Annotated in this window: 12 protein-coding genes; 4 read left to right on the top strand and 8 right to left on the bottom strand. The window is 51.0% G+C overall.

All coding sequences use genetic code 11. The features are described from left to right. Positions 1–56 precede the first annotated feature (56 nt). From CFF01_RS13610 to CFF01_RS13600, 3 genes are all read right to left on the bottom strand, one after another. Positions 57–833: a hypothetical protein gene (locus CFF01_RS13610; RefSeq protein ID WP_088905149.1), complete on the bottom strand. Its 777-nt coding sequence runs from the start codon at positions 831–833 to the stop codon at positions 57–59. 88 nt (positions 834–921) lie between these two features. Next, positions 922–2,559, bottom strand: coding sequence for an alkaline phosphatase (locus CFF01_RS13605; protein WP_088905148.1), 1,638 nt, complete (start codon positions 2,557–2,559; stop codon positions 922–924). A gap of 14 nt (positions 2,560–2,573) precedes the next feature. Next, positions 2,574–4,070, bottom strand: coding sequence for an alkaline phosphatase (locus CFF01_RS13600; protein ID WP_033538652.1), 1,497 nt, complete (start codon positions 4,068–4,070; stop codon positions 2,574–2,576). 284 nt (positions 4,071–4,354) lie between these two features. Between CFF01_RS13600 and CFF01_RS13595 the strand changes: the two genes are divergently transcribed. After that, a complete protein-coding gene (locus CFF01_RS13595; RefSeq protein WP_033538616.1) occupies positions 4,355–4,723 on the top strand; it encodes an acyl-CoA thioesterase in 369 nt (122 codons plus the stop codon). A 66-nt stretch (positions 4,724–4,789) separates the two neighbouring features. On the opposite strand, the gene CFF01_RS13590 is transcribed toward CFF01_RS13595, so the two are convergent. The 3 genes from CFF01_RS13590 to CFF01_RS13580 all read right to left on the bottom strand — a co-directional run bounded on the left by CFF01_RS13590 (position 4,790) and on the right by CFF01_RS13580 (position 7,098). Beyond that, on the bottom strand, positions 4,790–4,996 hold the full coding sequence (locus CFF01_RS13590; protein ID WP_033538615.1) for a hypothetical protein: 207 nt from the start codon (positions 4,994–4,996) through the stop codon (positions 4,790–4,792). Between the two features lie 114 nt (positions 4,997–5,110). After that, a complete protein-coding gene (locus tag CFF01_RS13585; protein WP_033538614.1) occupies positions 5,111–6,412 on the bottom strand; it encodes an NAD(P)/FAD-dependent oxidoreductase in 1,302 nt (433 codons plus the stop codon). A 311-nt stretch (positions 6,413–6,723) separates the two neighbouring features. Then, the gene (locus tag CFF01_RS13580; protein ID WP_033538613.1) at positions 6,724–7,098 is read right to left on the bottom strand and encodes a hypothetical protein; all 375 of its coding nucleotides are present in this window, start codon (positions 7,096–7,098) and stop codon (positions 6,724–6,726) included. A 456-nt stretch (positions 7,099–7,554) separates the two neighbouring features. Here CFF01_RS13580 and CFF01_RS13575 point away from each other — a divergent pair, with 456 nt between their 5' ends. Both CFF01_RS13575 and CFF01_RS13570 read left to right on the top strand, forming a co-directional pair. Next, entirely contained in the window at positions 7,555–8,712 is a 1,158-nt protein-coding gene (locus CFF01_RS13575; protein WP_088905147.1) for an efflux RND transporter periplasmic adaptor subunit, read from the top strand. Positions 8,713–8,724: 12 nt separating this feature from the next. Beyond that, positions 8,725–11,847, top strand: coding sequence for an efflux RND transporter permease subunit (locus CFF01_RS13570; RefSeq protein ID WP_088905146.1), 3,123 nt, complete (start codon positions 8,725–8,727; stop codon positions 11,845–11,847). A 65-nt stretch (positions 11,848–11,912) separates the two neighbouring features. Here the strand turns inward: CFF01_RS13570 and cspE are convergent, their stop codons facing one another. Both cspE and yiaY read right to left on the bottom strand, forming a co-directional pair. Then, a complete protein-coding gene (gene cspE, locus CFF01_RS13565; protein ID WP_033538611.1) occupies positions 11,913–12,122 on the bottom strand; it encodes a transcription antiterminator/RNA stability regulator CspE in 210 nt (69 codons plus the stop codon). A 688-nt stretch (positions 12,123–12,810) separates the two neighbouring features. After that, positions 12,811–13,959: an L-threonine dehydrogenase gene (yiaY, locus tag CFF01_RS13560; protein WP_088905145.1), complete on the bottom strand. Its 1,149-nt coding sequence runs from the start codon at positions 13,957–13,959 to the stop codon at positions 12,811–12,813. 523 nt (positions 13,960–14,482) lie between these two features. On the opposite strand from yiaY, the gene malQ reads away from it, so the two are divergent. Then, complete coding sequence (gene malQ / locus CFF01_RS13555; RefSeq protein ID WP_088905144.1) at positions 14,483–16,702, top strand: 4-alpha-glucanotransferase; 2,220 nt, start codon at positions 14,483–14,485, stop codon at positions 16,700–16,702. Positions 16,703–16,719: the final 17 nt, after the last annotated feature.

Here is a 16,719-nt window from a genome sequence, read left to right as displayed (position 1 = left end):
CGCTCTTACCTAGCAACTCTATGCTCAAGCATGGGGCGATTCGCTGTTAGGCATGATTAATGCTGATGGCCGTGGCCGCCTTCAAGCTGCTGGCCGTCTGCTGAGTAGAAGCCTGAGCTGCCATGCTGAATAAAGCCCTGGGTGATCATCTTGGCGATGAAAGGGTCGGCTTCGCTGTCGCCCACATCGGCAAAGTCGAGATCCTGATACCCCGAGGTTAAGCTGGCAAAATGTTCCTGGCTAACCTGAGTCAGCTTGGTCAGCTGGTAGTGAACCACTTGCTCGCCCTGAGTGATGGTTAGGCTGGCGGGCAGTTTGAGGTCACTTATCCAGTCGAGAGTCAAGGATTGTTGCTCACCTTGATGCTGGTAGGCTTGGCGCGAGAAGCAGGCATCTTGATGTTGCTCGCCCTTATCGAATTGGTTCACTGCGGCAGGTGAGAGCAGGTGAAACTGTTTGTCGAGATCCGTGTGGATATTGAGTGCTAGCAGATCGCTACGGCGATAGCTGATAGAGCGCTTATGCTCGGGAAAGTAGCGCACATACTCGCCGTTCTTCTGCCAGGCTTCATAGCTGATGGGGCCTCGTTGGTAGATGATGGTGTCATCGAAGCGTGTCAGGGTTAGCTGATGCTGCTGAGCCTTGTCGCCTGTGCCAATAGTGATTTGATAGTTGGCCTGAAAGCGTGTGGCCTGAGTGGCGCTGTCACAGATAAAAGCGCCGCTTTGGGCATGAGCATGCCCCTGACTGTGTGCCAAAGTGGGTAGGCTGAAGGCCAAAGTGCAGGCAACGCCTAGGAAGAGTGAGACAGACTTGAGTGTTGTGCGAGACATATTAGACCTACTGATGTTTCTCTAAAATCAAATAAGCAGCCTGATACCTTAGTGTCTAAAAGGGCATCAGGCTGCGGGGCGTAGCGCCTTATTGCGCTGCGGCGGTTTCTGCCTTGTTGACTAGGTCACCGGCGAAGTTCATCACATGGAAGATGTGATTCTGCTCGACTGTGCCTTCCACTAAGCTGGCGCCAGGGCCACGAGCGAAGATGGCCACATCTTCACCGGCGTGGGTTTCACTTCCTAGTGGTACCAGAGCTTCCTGATGGAAACCTGCACTCTGGGTGTCGACATAGTTCAGATCCACACGACCAGGCGCTGCGGCGTAGTTGTATCGCTCGTCACCACCGGTTGTCAGTGAGCCAAAGCCCAGACCGTTGGCATAGCCCACTGTGGTGTAGGGCAGGCCGTTGGCATCGGTAGAGTTAGTGACCGAGGGTTGACCGTTGGCATCGTTACTCTTCACTAAGCCAAGGATTGGGTTACCTCGGGTTGGATAACCTGCGATGGTGAACACATGGCTGTGGTCAGCGGTAACCATCAGCAGAGTGTCTTTAGCCGAAGTCTTTTCCATAGCGACACGTACCGCTTCAGAGAGCGCTATGGTGTCGTACAGGGCTCTAGCCGCGTTACCTGCGTGGTGAGCATGGTCGATACGACCCGCTTCGACGATCAGCACGAAACCTTTGTCGTTCTTGCTCAGAATGTCGATACTCTTGGCCGTCATCTCTGCCAGTGAAGGTTCGCCATTAACGCCAGCTTCGACTCTGTCGTAGTCATATTCCATGTGAGATGAGTTAAACAGACCTAAGGCGTGCTCTGTGGTGCTTGTATCCATCGCCAGGAAGCTATCACGGTCGGTAACATAGCTGGCGTTAGGATACTGCGCTAGCCACTCGGCCGTTAGATCGCGACCATCATTACGCTTACCCGACTTACCTTCTGGATCCACCACAGTATTGGGGATAAAGGCACGGCGACCGCCGCCCATGACCACGTTGATCCCTTTGCCGTTGTTAAAGTCCAGCATCTGGGCGGCAATATCTTTACAGCCGTTGGTCACAGCTTCGGCCGGTAGATTGCTGTCGGCTTCCCAGTTACGCTCTGGTACGTGGGCATAGGTTGCTGCCGGTGTCGCATGAGTAACGCGAGCAGTTGATACCACACCAGTAGACATGCCCGCCATGGCGGCCAGTTCCAGTGAGGTGACCAGGTCTTGTCCTGAGGTCGTTGAACAGACACCGCGCTCGACGCCTTCGGCCTGGGAGATCACCCCTACGTCTGTCTTCACACCTGTGACCATAGCCGTCATGGTGCCGGCAGAGTCAGGTGTCTGACCGTCGACGTTATAGGTTTTGGCCAGACCCAGATGAGGCAGGGTTTCGAAAGAGAGCGAGTTCTCTTCACCGGTTTGCCCCTTAAGCTGACCATCTAAGATACGTGCCGCCGTCACGGTTGATACGCCCATGCCGTCACCCACGAAAAGAATGATGTTCTTGGCGGCGCCCGCTTGGTTGTTCTTGGCCATGTCTGCCGCCTTGGTGACGCGGTTTTGACCATCGACGTACCATTGATTCACGCCGGTCCAATCTTTACCATCTGCGCCGTTGCTACCGTCTGTGCCTGGTGTTCCGGCTACGCCGTCTTTGCCGTTGTCACCGTCGCTACCACAAGCCCCTAGGCCGAGAATGGCGGCTAAAGACAGTACAAGTAATTTCTTATTCATTTTATTGCTCCCAATTAATACTTAGTACCGCCAAGCGCTTGTGCTTGGTTGATAATGTGGAAAATGACGTTCTGTTCCATCACGCCTTGAACCAGATTTGCGCCTGGGCCTGTGGCATGCAGGCTGATATCTTCACCAGCGTGGGTTTCGCTGCCCATAGGGACAAGTGCCTGTTGCATGAAGTCTTTGTCTTGGGTATCGACAGAGGAGAGATCGTCACGATTACCCACAACGGCGCCTGGACCATTGGTATAGCCCAAGGTGGTGTATGGTTTGCCATCCAGGGCGGTCGAAACAGTGCCGTCAACGCCGTGTACTAAGCCAAGGATAGGGTTACCACGCTTTGGATAACCTGCGATGGTGAACACATGGCTGTGGTCGGCGGTCACTAGGATCAGTGTCTCTTCAGGGTCGGTATTTTCTACCGCGGCCTTAACGGCGTTAGAGAGTTCGACGGCATCGGCCAACGCGCGCTTGGCGTTACCCGCATGGTGAGCGTGGTCGATACGACCGGACTCGACAATCAGCAGGTAGCCGTTGTCGTTCTTCTTCAAAATCTCGAGCGATTTCTCTGTCATCTCGGTCAGTGAAGGTTCGCCGCCCACATCGTCGGCGCGATCGGCTTCATATTCCATGTGAGAGGAGTTGAACAGGCCTAGCAGGTGATCTGTGGTGCTGGCATCGATGGCGTCAAATGCTTCGCTGTTCCACACATAAGCGGCGTTGTCGAAGTTCTCGACCCAGGCCTTAGTGAGATCCAAGCCATCCTTGCGCTTACCTGTTTTGTTTTCACCATCGGTAACGGTTTCAGGAATAAAGGCGCGGCGACCGCCACCCAGGGCGACAGACAGGGCATTGTCCTTATCACGCATTACCATCTGATAGGCGATATCTTTACATTCGTTGGCAACGGCCTCGGCTGGTAGGTTACTGTCGGCTTCCCAGTTACGCTCAGGGCTGTTGGCATAGGTAGCAGCTGGTGTTGCGTGGGTGATACGTGCGGTACTTACCACACCGGTAGATAGGCCTTTGGCATTAGCGAGATCCACCAGGGTGACTAACTCGTTGCCCTTAGATGACAGGCAGTTACCACGTAGCGCTTGATCAGATACCGAGAGTACGCCCGCCTTAGACTTAACGCCTGTGGCGATGGCTGTCATGGTGCCGGCGCTGTCTGGGGTCTGTTGGTTGGTGTTATAAGTCTTTATCAGGGCGGTATGGTCGAACTTCTCGAAGCTTAAGAAGTTCTCTTCGCCGCCCTGGTTACCTGCCTGCTGCTGGCCTTGGTAGATACGCGCGGCGGTCAGGGTGGAGATCCCCATGCCATCGCCCACAAACAGAATGACGTTTTTGGCCTTAGCTTTGGTTTCTAGTGTGGCCTTGTCTGATACCCGCTCGGCACTTTCCTTATACCAATGGCTATCAGTTTGAACGCTGGGTAACACGGCGCTATTGGCGGCCATGGTTACTAGGCTGCAAGAGATCAACGCAGCTAATCTTTTTATCATCATCACTTTCATCATCCGTATTGGGTTGAAGTAAATTGTTCGCTATTTGAGATAAAGCGGCCTGATTGTCAGGGATGCAGATGACAGAATTGATGAATTTTGATTGCAATTATATGAAGCTAAGATGTAAGCCAAGGCGCTACCTTTGAATTAACTTGGTGCACCAAGCACTAAAATAGTGAGTTGATTATTCAGTGTAAGTTTTTAAGCTGTTGTTTTTATTTGTTATTGTTTGTTGGTCTGTTTCTTGTACGGCTAAAGGGTGAATTCAGAAGGGAGAGCCTGAAATGAAATATTACAGCCGTCGGTTTATTAAACCTGAACATTTAAATCCCGCCAATGCATTGTTCGGCGGACAGCTATTAAGTTGGATCGACGAGGAGGCGGCTATCTTTGCTGCCTGTCAGATGAACAGTCAAAGCATAGTGACCAAATTGATCTCTGAGATAAACTTTATGACCCCGGCCCGTCAGGGTGATGTGATTGAGTTTGGCTTAGAGTTGATTAGCGCAGGGGTGAGTTCTATTACCGTCTGTTGTGAGGTGCGCAACAAGGTGACACGACTGCCTGTGGTGACTATAAACAAGATGATATTTGTCAATGTGGATGAGAGCGGCTTGCCTAAGCCCCACGGTATACGTGCTAACGCCGCCTAACAAAAAAGGGCATTAACTGCCCTTTGTTATCTTTTTCTTTTGCTAGCGCTGGTATTTATGCCGGCGCTAGTTTTCTTTGCTGAGATCTTCTTTTACCGATTTAACCGCATCGCGTGAGGCGTGACCAATAGCCTTAGTGGTGTCGCGGGTGGCGTGGCCGATATCTGTGGTGACTTCTTTGGTCGTCTGACCTATGGTACGACCGGCGTCTTTAAGTTCGGCACAAGCCGAGAGGGCGCCAAGGATCATAATAGCGCTAATAATTTTTTTCATAATGATCTCTTAGTTACAAATGCAACCCTATTTTAACCTGTAAGCGCTAAGAGTAACAGCCTCCCATGAGGGAGGCCATTGGTGCATAGTGCTTGATACCTTGCTGTTTGATACTTAGTGCAGCTTGAGGTGGGGGTGGATAATGCGGCTGATCCCCTTGGCGAACATCAGCAGAGTGCCTTTAAAAATGCCATGCAGCTCAATCAGGTGACGTCTGTAGAGCGAGGTGTAGACGAAGCGGGCTATCTTACCTTCAACCAGAACACCGCCGCCGATAAAGGACATTAAGTTTCCAACGGTATGAAACTTAGACAGGTTGACCAGAGAGCCGAGATCTTTGTACAGATACTCCTTGCTAGGCGTTTTTCCAGCTAACATCAAACAGATATTATCGGCGGTCATTAGCGCCATCTGGCGCGCCGACTGGCCTCTTGGTGGTACCCAGGAGCCGTCTGGTTGTGGGCAGGCGGCGCAATCGCCGATGGCGAAGATATAGGGATCTCGGGTAGTTTGCATATTGGGCTTCACCATCACCTGGTTAATCTGGTTGCTTTCCAGACCGCCGATGTCGCGCATAAAGTCCGGTGCCTTAACCCCGGTAGACCAGATAGTCATGTCGCTGGCAATGGTCTGGCCGTCGCAGGTATGCAGTTGATTTTCTTCGACCCTGTCTATGCGCGTACCTGTCATGACCCGAACACCTATCTGGTTGAGCTGTTTGGTCACCGCCAGTGAGATCTCCTGTTTCTCCACCTTGGGCAGAATGCGCGAGTCTGCCTCGATCAGCGTGACCTCTAATAGGCTGGTATCTATCTTGTAGCCGAAGCCGCTGAGCTGTTCCACGGCGTGGTGCATCTCGGCCGACATCTCGACTCCGGTTGCGCCAGCACCGACTACGGCAATCTTGATCTTATCGTCCAGCTGATGATGGCTGGCATAGCGCATGAACTTGTTAAGCAACATGGTGCGTATCTGCATCGCCTGTTCGGTGTTGTCGAGAAAGACGCAGTGTTCTCTTACGCCTGGGATATTAAAGTCGTTGGCAATACTGCCGATGGCCAGCACCAGGTAATCGTAGTCGATGCGTCTTGCCGGTAGGAGTTCGTTGCCCTTGTCATCGCTAATCGGCGCCAGGATCACCTGTTTGTGCTCGCGGTCGATATCTGTCATGGCACCTTGTTGAAAGTGGTAGCCATGGGCGGCAGCGTGGCTGCGATAGCTGATGGCGTCTATGCCGATATCCAATGCGCCTGTGGCGACCTCGTGGAGTAGGGGTTTCCAGATGTGACTGTCGGCGCAATCGATAAGGGTGATCTTTGCCTTGCCCTTACGACCGAGTTTACGACCCAGTTTGGTTGCGATCTCCATTCCACCTGCACCACCGCCGACGATGACGATATTGGCCACTGCACCCATGAGGTTGTTGCTCCTATTTTAAACTTAAGTTGAGGCTAGGTTGACGTAATACGCCAGAAAGAACTGTTTCAATTTCAGAAAAGTGTAAGCTTGTGATGATATTTAGGCAATTAGCCTGGAATGGTGGGGATAACGGACCGAAACAAAGCTTTTGTTAGGTATGTTGTTGTATTTTAATGCTTTACAATTTTGGTTTTTTCGTTTTAAGGCGGTGTGTATCACATTCTGGCGCACGATAAATGTGATCTAGATTGTTTTGTAACCAGAAAAATGTGAGCCAGATCTTGTGCGGTCTGGCTCTGGAGGGATGGCTAAGCGATGGAGTTTAGCTTAGATAACCTCTGATGATAGTCTTTGATCAGATGCACCATGATCTCCTGCACCGAGCTGTCCTTGGTCGCATCGTCCATGAAGATCTTAAAGGTCACCAAAATGTGGCCATCATTTTTCAGTCGGTCGCTCTGCATGGAGAAGTAGGCGCTTTCACCATCGGCTTCTCTTACGATAAAGCCATCTTGTTCGAAGATTCGGTGGCCAGATCTATCGTGCCACTTGGTGATGCGATTGAGGCCTATTTCGCATGACTGATTGAATTCGATATGGTTTTGCCAGGTAGTTGGGTGGGCGGGATCCTTAACGTGCGGGCATCTAACTGTGTAGTTATAGACATGGGAAATGGCTGTCATAAATTACCTTCCTGATTATGGATACAAGGGCCATCATAGGCACTGCATTTCTTTAGGGTCAAGATTTATTCGCCAGGCCTGTCCGGATACACTTTGTCTAGTGGAGAGACCCTTAACCTGTTGTAGCACGATGGGCTAAGGCATAACCTTGTGCTGTGTCTCACTTTTAAGCGCGTTTTGCCATTTGCTTAATAAAGCATCAGCTAATGGAGACGGCTCCTCTTTCCCTGCTATGCCAGTTGCTGTTTCAATCACCCATGATGGCTAGTCATTCCCAGTCGAAAACTTGATGAAAATGCTAACTAGGTCAGCTAATTGCACTTGCTATTCCTGGTTAAAGCATTAGCTTGTTACTAATATGATAAGCAGTTGTAAGACTTTAATTTGGCAATCTAACCTGTCTGCCGTCTGATAGACGTTATTCGTGGTTTGTCGCTTGGTGCTCTGGAGGCCCTAATGTTTGCTAGAAATGTATCATCTTTTTCTTGGTTTGCTCTGGTGACAGGGGCACTGCTGCTGACCGGTTGTGGCAAGGCGCCAGCTCCCGGTCCCGCGGTATTGCCCAGTGTGGTGGTGAATACTGCAGAGCTGAAGGAGATCAGGGCTAAGACAGAGATCGTGGGGCGCACGCGGGCCTCGGAAGATGTGGTGATCAAATCCCAGATCCAGGGTCAGCTGTTAAAGCGGAGCTTTGTCGAAGGGGATGATGTGCAGGCGGGGGATCTTTTGTTTGAGATAGATCCCTCTACTTTTGAAGCTGAGCTGGCGCAGAAAAAGGCGCTACTTAAACAGGCGGTTGCCTCGCGAGATGTGGCAGTGATGAATTGGGAGCGTGGAAGTCGCCTGTTGCCCGATGGCATGATCAGCGCCCAGGATATGGATGAGCTCACCAGTCGAAAATTGACCACAGCAGCGGGCGTCGTTCAGGCAGAGGCCGCAGTGAAAGCCGCCGAGTTACAGCTAAGCTATACCAAGGTGTATGCGCCAATCTCTGGTCGCATCAGTGGTGCCAAAGTGAGTCAGGGCGATATCATTACGCCACAATCCGAGCTGGCCAGTCTGGTGCAGTTACAACCCATGTGGGTTAATTTTCAGGTCGCCGAAAAAACCATCATTTCCGCTAAACAGAATTTTGCCAAGGCGGCCAAGCATGAGGTTGAGTTGTCGGATATTGTCATAAGGTTACGTTTGCCCAATGGCACCATGTTTGAGGAGACAGGTTATATCGATTTTGTCAGTAACCGAGTCGACGCCGCGACCGGCACGCTAGAACTCAGAGCCACCTTTAAGAATGACAGCACATTGTTGCTGCCAGGTCTGTTTGTCACCTTAGTGATAGAGTCGCCCATCAGTGAGCAGGCCATTTTGATCCCTCAGGCAGCAGTGCAGGAAGATCAGCAAGGCCGATTCGTGATGGTACTGGATGATGAAAACAAGGTGCAGAAGCGGGTCGTTGAACTGGGTAATCGTTTCGGTGTCGATTGGCGTGTCCTGAGTGGTCTCAATGAGGGAGAGCGAATCGTGGTGGATGGTCTACAGAAGATCCGCCCCGGGATTGAGGTCAATGCCGTTGAACAAGAGGTTGTGCCTTTTCAAGATATCAACAATGGCTAATCGGGAGTCATTATGATCAGTGAGTTTTTTATTCATAGGCCAAAATTTGCCTTCGTGATCTCGACCGTGTTGACCTTGGTAGGTTTAATCTCTATTCCTATCTTGTCGGTCGCCGAGTTTCCCGAGATAGCGCCGCCTCAGGTTAATGTGAGCACTAGCTATTCGGGGGCCAGCGCCGATATTGTCAAAGACACCATAGCTCAGCCTATTGAGGCAGAGGTCAACGGCGTCGAAGGCATGCTCTATATGCAGTCCAAGAGCGCCAACGACGGTAGCTATTCACTGAATGTTACCTTCGATGTGGGCACCGATGCCGATATGGCGCAGGTGAAAGTGCAAAACCGGGTGCAGCAGGCCATGCCCAGACTGCCCGAGGAGGTTAAGCGCCAGGGCGTTAAAGTCGAAAAGCAAAGTCCCAACATTTTAATGGTGGTAAACCTGGTATCACCCAATGAGACCTTTGATTCCCTTTTTATTACTAACTATGCCGGCCTGAACGTTAAAGATGCGCTGGCGAGGCAAAATGGTGTCTCTAAGGTACAGGTGATTGGCGCGCTGGATTACGCCATGCGTATCTGGCTGGATCCTAATAATATGGCCAGCTTTGGCGTGACAGCCAGCGATGTGATTGCCGCCCTGAAAGAGCAAAATATTCAGGTTGCGGCCGGTCGTATCGGTGCCGCGCCTGTGGATCCCGATCAGCAGTTTCAATATACCCTGCAGACTAAGGGACGCCTTAAGGATCCCAAGGAGTTTGGCCGGGTGATGATTCGTGCTAACCCCGATGGCTCTAAGGTGATCGTTTCCGACGTCGCTCGGGTCGAGCTGGGTTCGCAAACCTATGACGCACAGGGCAAGCTGAACAATAAACCGTCGGCCATTATCGCCATCTATCAGGCTCCTGACGCTAATGCGCTGGATGTGGCCGCGGCGATCAAGGACGAGATGGAGGACCTGGCTAGCCGTTTCCCGGACGATCTGGAATACAAGGTGCTTTATGACACCACTGAATTTGTTCAGACTTCAATTACAGAGGTGATTCAGACGCTCTTTATCTCCATCGCTCTGGTTGTCTTTGTGGTGTTTATCTTCCTGCAAGATGGGCGTTCAACCTTAGTGCCAGGCATCGCGATTCCCGTTTCCTTGGTGGGTACCTTTGCGTTTCTTCTGCTCTTTGGCATGAGTATCAATACCGTCTCTTTGTTCGCGTTGATCTTGGCCATTGGTATCGTGGTGGATGACGCCATCGTGGTGGTGGAGAACGTGACCCGTCTGATGCAAGATGAGGGACTCTCGCCAGCTGAGGCGACCTCTAAGGCGATGAAAGAGGTGACAGGACCTATTATCGCCACCACCTTAGTGCTGCTGGCGGTGTTTGCGCCCACGGCTGTGATGCCGGGGATCACGGGGCAGATGTATGCCCAGTTTTCGGTGACCATCTGTATTTCTGTGCTGATCTCCTCGGTCAATGCGCTTACCCTGAGTCCGGCACTGTGTGCCTCCTTGTTGAAGCCGCCCAAGACACATACACAAGGTTTTCACTATCTGTTTAACCGCTATTTCGAGCGCTTTACCGGCAGCTATATGAAGCTGGTTTCCTCTCTGGTGCGTAAATTGGTGTTGGTCGGTGTAGCCTATGTTTGTCTTATCGGCCTGACGGGGGGGATTGCCAAGGTGTTGCCTTCAGGCTTTGTGCCCATGGAAGATAAGAAAGCCTTTATGGTGGACATTCAACTACCCGATGGGGCATCGCTCAACCGTACCGAGGAGGTGATGCGTGAGCTGGTAACACAGACGCTTGCCGAGCCCGGGGTTGAAAATGTGATTCATGCCAGTGGCTTTAGTATCTTAACCGGTTCTGTCTCTTCCAACGGTGGTTTGATGATTGTGACCCTGTCCACCTGGGAGGAGCGCAGCTCGCCTGATATGGTCGAGGCCGCTATTGTGGCCAGACTACAGGCAAAATATGCCGCCAATCCTTCGGTGAAGGCGATGGCCTTCTCTCTGCCACCTATTCCCGGGGTGGGGAGCGTAGGTGGCTTTGAGTTTGTGCTGCAAGATACACAAGGACGCTCACCACAGGAGCTGGCTGCCGTGATGCGGGCCTTGATCATGAAGGCCAACGAGCAGAGCGAAATCGCCATGGCATTCAGTAATTTCCGTGCCGATGTACCGCAGATGTTTGTGGATGTGGATCGTGACAAGGCAAAGGCGCTGGGGATCTCATTAAACGAGATCTTCGCGACCATGCAGACCATGCTGGGCTCTATGTATGTCAACGATTTCAATCGGTTTGGTAAGGTATTTAGGGTGATATTGCAGGCCGAAGGGGAGTTTCGAAATTCTGACAAGGATATCGCTAATTTTTATGTGCGCTCCGCCACTGGTGAGATGGTGCCCCTCAGTACCCTGGTTAAGGTGACGCCTATCTTGGGGCCGGATGTGATGAACGCCTACAATATGTTTAGTTCGACCACCATCAATGGTTTCCCTGCGCCCGGTTATAGCTCGGGTGACGCCATTGCTGCGATGGAACGAGCGGCGCAGCAATCTCTGCCTTCGGGCTATAAGTTTGAGTGGACAGGGCAGACTTATCAGGAGATCAAGGCGGGTAACCTGGCGCCGGTGATCTTCGCCTTAGCGCTGGTGTTTACCTACCTGTTCTTGGTGGCGCAATATGAGAGTTGGAGTATTCCCTTTGCGGTGATGTTGGCGGTGCCTATTGCCATCTTAGGGGCTTTCCTCAATATCTTGTTAGTGGGAAGCGAGCTCAACCTCTATGCTCAGATAGGCTTAGTGCTCTTGATCGGCCTGGCCTGTAAAAATGCCATCTTGATCGTCGAGTTTGCCAAGCAACTCAGGGAAGAGGGCAAGAGTATTTTGGATGCGGCAGAAACTGCGGCCAGATTGCGTTTTCGCGCGGTGCTGATGACGGCCTTCTCTTTCTTGCTGGGGGTATTGCCTTTGGTGATAGCCACTGGCGCCGGAGCTGGGAGTCGCCGGGCGTTGGGTTACTCAGTCTTTGGTGGCATGATGGCGGCAACATTGGTAGGTACCCTGTTAGTACCTGTGTTTTATGTGATTATGCAGAGATTGCGTGAACGCTTGAAAGGGGAACATCAGGCGAGCCAATAGCTAAATGCTAAAATCAGGGCACAAAAAAGGCGACCTTAGGTCGCCTTTTTTCATCAAGCAGTCAATTAAGCTGGAACTACGTTCGTCGCTTGCAAGCCTTTTTGACCCTGTTCAACATCGAAAGAAACCTTTTGGCCTTCGGCTAAGGTTTTGTATCCTTCAGATACGATAGCACGGAAATGTACGAACACGTCTGCGCCGCCATTTGCCTGCTCGATGAAACCAAAACCTTTATCTTCGTTAAACCACTTAACTGTACCAGTTGTATTAGACATATTTGTCCCTTATTTAATTCATTTAAAAACCGCGACGTTGCGGTATGCCGAGCCGTTGAATTATTAAGTATTACGATGAAGCTAAGGGAAAACTGAGGACAAAAATGTAGCAGATTTGACTAAGGTTTTGACTTTTACTTGATACTTTTAACTAATAACCCTGAACAACAGAGCACGGCTACGATAACACACTTTAGCCATTTACCTAGGGTTTATTTTCATTATCAGAGTGGTTATTTACTACGTTAAACTTATATTGCAATGCTTTCATTGGCTTATGGTAATAAAAAAGTTACGTCCTTGTTGGTATTGATGGCGAAGCTTAGTGCCAAGATTCGTAATAGTTCGCCATAAGACAAAGGCTCGTCGCCCAATCTGGGCAGCGAGCCTTTTAGCTAGCTGAATCTTTGCAGGGAAAAAGCGAGCTGACATCAGTTTATAACAGACGTATCCAAATGGACTAGTCCGAAAGTGTGACGTAAAAAGAGCATTTAGCTATTAGTGCTGGTTTTTTATATTTAAAACATCGAAAAAGCTGACTTTTTGCGTCTATTAGTAAACTTAGCTGTATCGGCACGCTTTATTCCGCTTAAAGTCATCATTTGCCATCGCCATTAAAAAGACCCACCAATGGTGGGCCTTGGCAGAATTTCAGTTTGCAGGGAGAAATTCTAAACTGTTGGACTAGCTATAGTGCGTTAGTAAAGATCTGGCAGATCTCTTCGTGGGTCGCCTGTTTTGGATTCGTCAGGCCGCAGGCATCTTTCAATGCGTTGTCGGCTAATGTTGGAATATCTTCGGCTTTAACGCCCAGCATGGTTAGGTTTTCAGGGATCTTCACTGCGACAGACAGCGCCTTGATTGCTTCGATAGCGGCAGCTGCGCCTTGCTCATCAGTCATACCGGCAACATCGACCCCCATGGCTTTGGCAACATCCTTTAGACGTGGCGCGGCCACTTGTGCGTTGTAGGCCTGAACGTGTGGCAGCAGCAGGGCATTACAGACACCGTGTGGCAGGTCATAGAAGCCGCCTAACTGGTGGGCCATAGCATGAACATAACCTAAGCTGGCGTTGTTAAAGGCCATACCCGCTAGGAATTGGGCGTAGGCCATCTGATCGCGGGCTTCAAGGCTCTGACCATTTTCTACCGCTTCCACCAGGTTAGCTTTAATCAGCTCAATCGCCTTAATGGCACACGCATCTGTGATAGGGTTGGCCGCGATAGACACATAGGCCTCGATGGCGTGGGTCAGGGCGTCCATACCTGTTGCGGCGGTCAAGCCAGCAGGTTTGAGCAGCATAAGTTCAGGATCATTGACCGATAGGATAGGTGTGGTGTGCTTGTCGACAATGGCCATCTTAATGTGACGCGACTCGTCGGTGATGATGCAAAAACGAGTCATCTCACTGGCGGTACCTGCCGTGGTATTGATGGCAACCAGTGGCAGTTGAGGTTTTGCCGACATATCCAGACCCTCATAGTCTTTGATATTGCCGCCATTAGTCGCGACCAAGGCGATACCCTTGGCGCAGTCATGTGGTGAGCCGCCGCCCAGAGATACCACGAAGTCACAGTCGTTTGCCTTGAGTAGCGCCAGACCCGCCTCGACATTACCTACGGTCGGGTTAGGTTGCACGCCATCGAAGATAGTCGATGTGATACCCGCCGCGCCGAATTTCTCGACGATCTGGCCAACCAGGCCTATCTCTACCAGTGGCTTGTCGGTGACGATCAGCGCACGCTGAAAGCCCAGGGTTTTAATATCACCAATGGCGTCGTCAACTGCATTTTGTCCTAATACGTTAACGGATGGGATAAAAAATTTAGCAGCCATAAAATCACCTTTTTATGCTTAAAGTTAAAAGTTGTTATCTTTTCTGGTAACTAAAGTACCAATCAGGTTGCTCCAAAGGTGTGATCTATCTCGTAAAAAGGGGTTGGATAGCCTAAAGGATGGCGAGAACTTAGATCTGTACAACTAAAATTGTAAATTTATGACAAATACGAAATTTGATGGATTTTCAGTTTTGAAAATCTATAACTGTGACTTTCAAAGGTTGAAATAAGGTCAATTTACCTGTTCAGCGTTATTTTGGGTTAAACCGGATTGACCAAGATTTGCTGCATCGAATTAGTTCGCCTGCACAATATTTGTGCAAGCATTCCTGTCGATTCATTCATCACTTGCAGGTTACTTTGCGGGACTGTGTGGAGTGTATTCTATTAACTTTATGATTTTTATCGCTTAAAACGCTTCACCTGATTGACATAAATCTGTCGTCAACTTGTTACCTGTGTTTGGCATGTTTACTGCTCAGGATATTAGGGCGGTTTGATGACGTGCAGGGAAATCGGCGATGAGCTTAGATAAGTTACTCTATTTGCAGGGCGTGGGCGCAAGCTATACCGACTACTCTGGACGGACAGTGCAGCATAATTTGACCGATCGTATCGGTATACTGGCCTGCATGTTGAGTACGTGCCAGCAGCCTAAGTTTAACTGTGAAGAACTCAGTCCAGAGGCGTTTGTTCGTGCCAACCAGGAGGCCATCAATCAGCGTAATTATGACTTGGATGTCGCGCCATGGCAGCGGCCGCTGGCGCCGTTTCAATATGCCAGCCTGTCTGCGCCAAGTTTTATTATCTCCCTGCCAAGTCATTGGTCGCGGGAGCTTAGGGTGCGTATCATCACTGAGGCAGGTACGCCTATCGAACTGACTATTCCCTTCGCAGATCTTGAGCTGGTCGGTGATTATTTTTACGACTCACATGCCTATTATCGCTATCGTGTCTCGCTAGCCCCCTTTATCAATGCTGAGCGGCCGCTTCCCATGGGCTATCACAGATTATCCGTCTGCTGCACCGAGCCAGGGTCGCAGCCCGTAGATTGGGATAGCGAAGCACACCATGGCACCATGCTGCTGGCACCGCCTAAGGCCAAGCAGCTTAGCGAGGGGAGTAAGCCTTGGGGGATCAGCATTGCCTTATATAGCCTGCGCAGTGAGAGCCAGTGGGGGATAGGCGATTTTGGCGATCTTAACAGTCTGATCGCTTGGTTGAGTGATTATGGCTGTGACTTTATTCAACTCAATCCGCTACACGCCTTAGGCGATTCCTTTAATAAGGAGGAGGCCTATATCAGCCCCTATAGCCCCAGTGACAGACGCAGGCTAAATCCGCTCTATATTCATATTGAATCGGTGAGTGAGGCGGACGAGATCACTGCCTTATTACAAACCTGTGCCTTAGATAGAGAGCGGCTTAATCGCGATGACTGGCTCGATTACCCCAAATTAACTCAGCTGAAATACCGTTTGTTTAACGCCCTTTATCGGGTGTTTTGCCGCGATGTGCTCGGCAGTGGCGGAGCGCGTGAAAAGGCCTTTAAGCAGTTTATTGCGCAGGAGGGAGAGGCGCTTTTGAGTTTCTGCGAGCTAGAGGCGATTAAGGCAGAGTCCCATGGGGCAAGTGAGGCGGCAAAGGTAGGTTTTCATCAGTATTTGCAGTTTGTTGCTCACGGCCAGCTTATCGATTGCCAGCGCCATGCTATTGCCGTAGGCATGAGCATAGGGCTGATCGGCGATATGGCGGTAGGTGTGCGCGGCGATGGCGCCGAGGTGAATCATAAAGCTTCACTCTATTGCCAGCAGGCCAGCATAGGCGCACCGCCAGACGATTTTGCGCCCAAAGGGCAAAATTGGGGGCTGACACCGCCCGATCCTATCGCCATGGCTCAGTCTGGCTTTAATCAGTTTATTGCGCTGATCCGCAGCAACATGCGTTATTACGGCGCACTCAGATTAGATCATGTAATGGGGCTTTTGCGACTCTGGTGGTGGCCGAGCCAGCAATCCGATGGCGCTGGCGCCTATGTGTTTTATCCGCTGGATACCTTGCTGGCGATTGTGCGCCTTGAGAGCATGCGCCGCAACTGTGTGGTGATAGGTGAAGACTTAGGCATAGTGCCCGATGAGGTGCGCGCCAAACTCGGCGAGGCGGGGATCTATGCCAACGAGCTCTTCTATTTTTGCCGTCATGGGGACAGCTTTAAGCCGCCCGGTGAACACAAGGCGGCCAGTTTAATGATGCTGGCCAATCATGATGTGCCCAATCTGCAGGCCTGGTGGTCCAAGAGCGACCTGCAACTAAAACGCCAGCTGGGGCTCATCGACAGTGATCAGGCGTTAGCGCAGGCGATTGGTTTGCGAGACGAAGAGCGTCAGCAGCTGCTCAGTTGGCTAACCGTCAATGGCGCCAAGGGGCAGCTAGAGGAAGATTATCTGCAGCTATTGGCCGCCTGGGTTGAGGTGGCGGCGCAGTCTGCTTCAAGCCTCTTTAGCGTGCAGCTGGCGGATCTCTGCTGTGAAAGCCATGGGGTCAATATTCCCGGTACCTGGCAGGAATATGCCAACTGGCAGCGTCGTCTGCCCTACAGCCTGACCAGCTTGAGACAGTCGCCCTCGATTAAACGGTTACTGGGATTGATCGTTCAAGGGCGCACCGCAGAGCAAGCTCAAGCTAAGGCCACATTTCGCCAGGCGGACGAGCAGCTGCGTCAGTCTAATTTCAGCCGATGATACAAACAAGCAAAGGG

The organism is Shewanella marisflavi, assembly GCF_002215585.1.
GTDB lineage: Bacteria > Pseudomonadota > Gammaproteobacteria > Enterobacterales > Shewanellaceae > Shewanella > Shewanella marisflavi.
The sequence above is the reverse complement of the archived record's forward strand: the minus strand, read 5'-3'. Positions and strand labels throughout refer to the sequence as shown.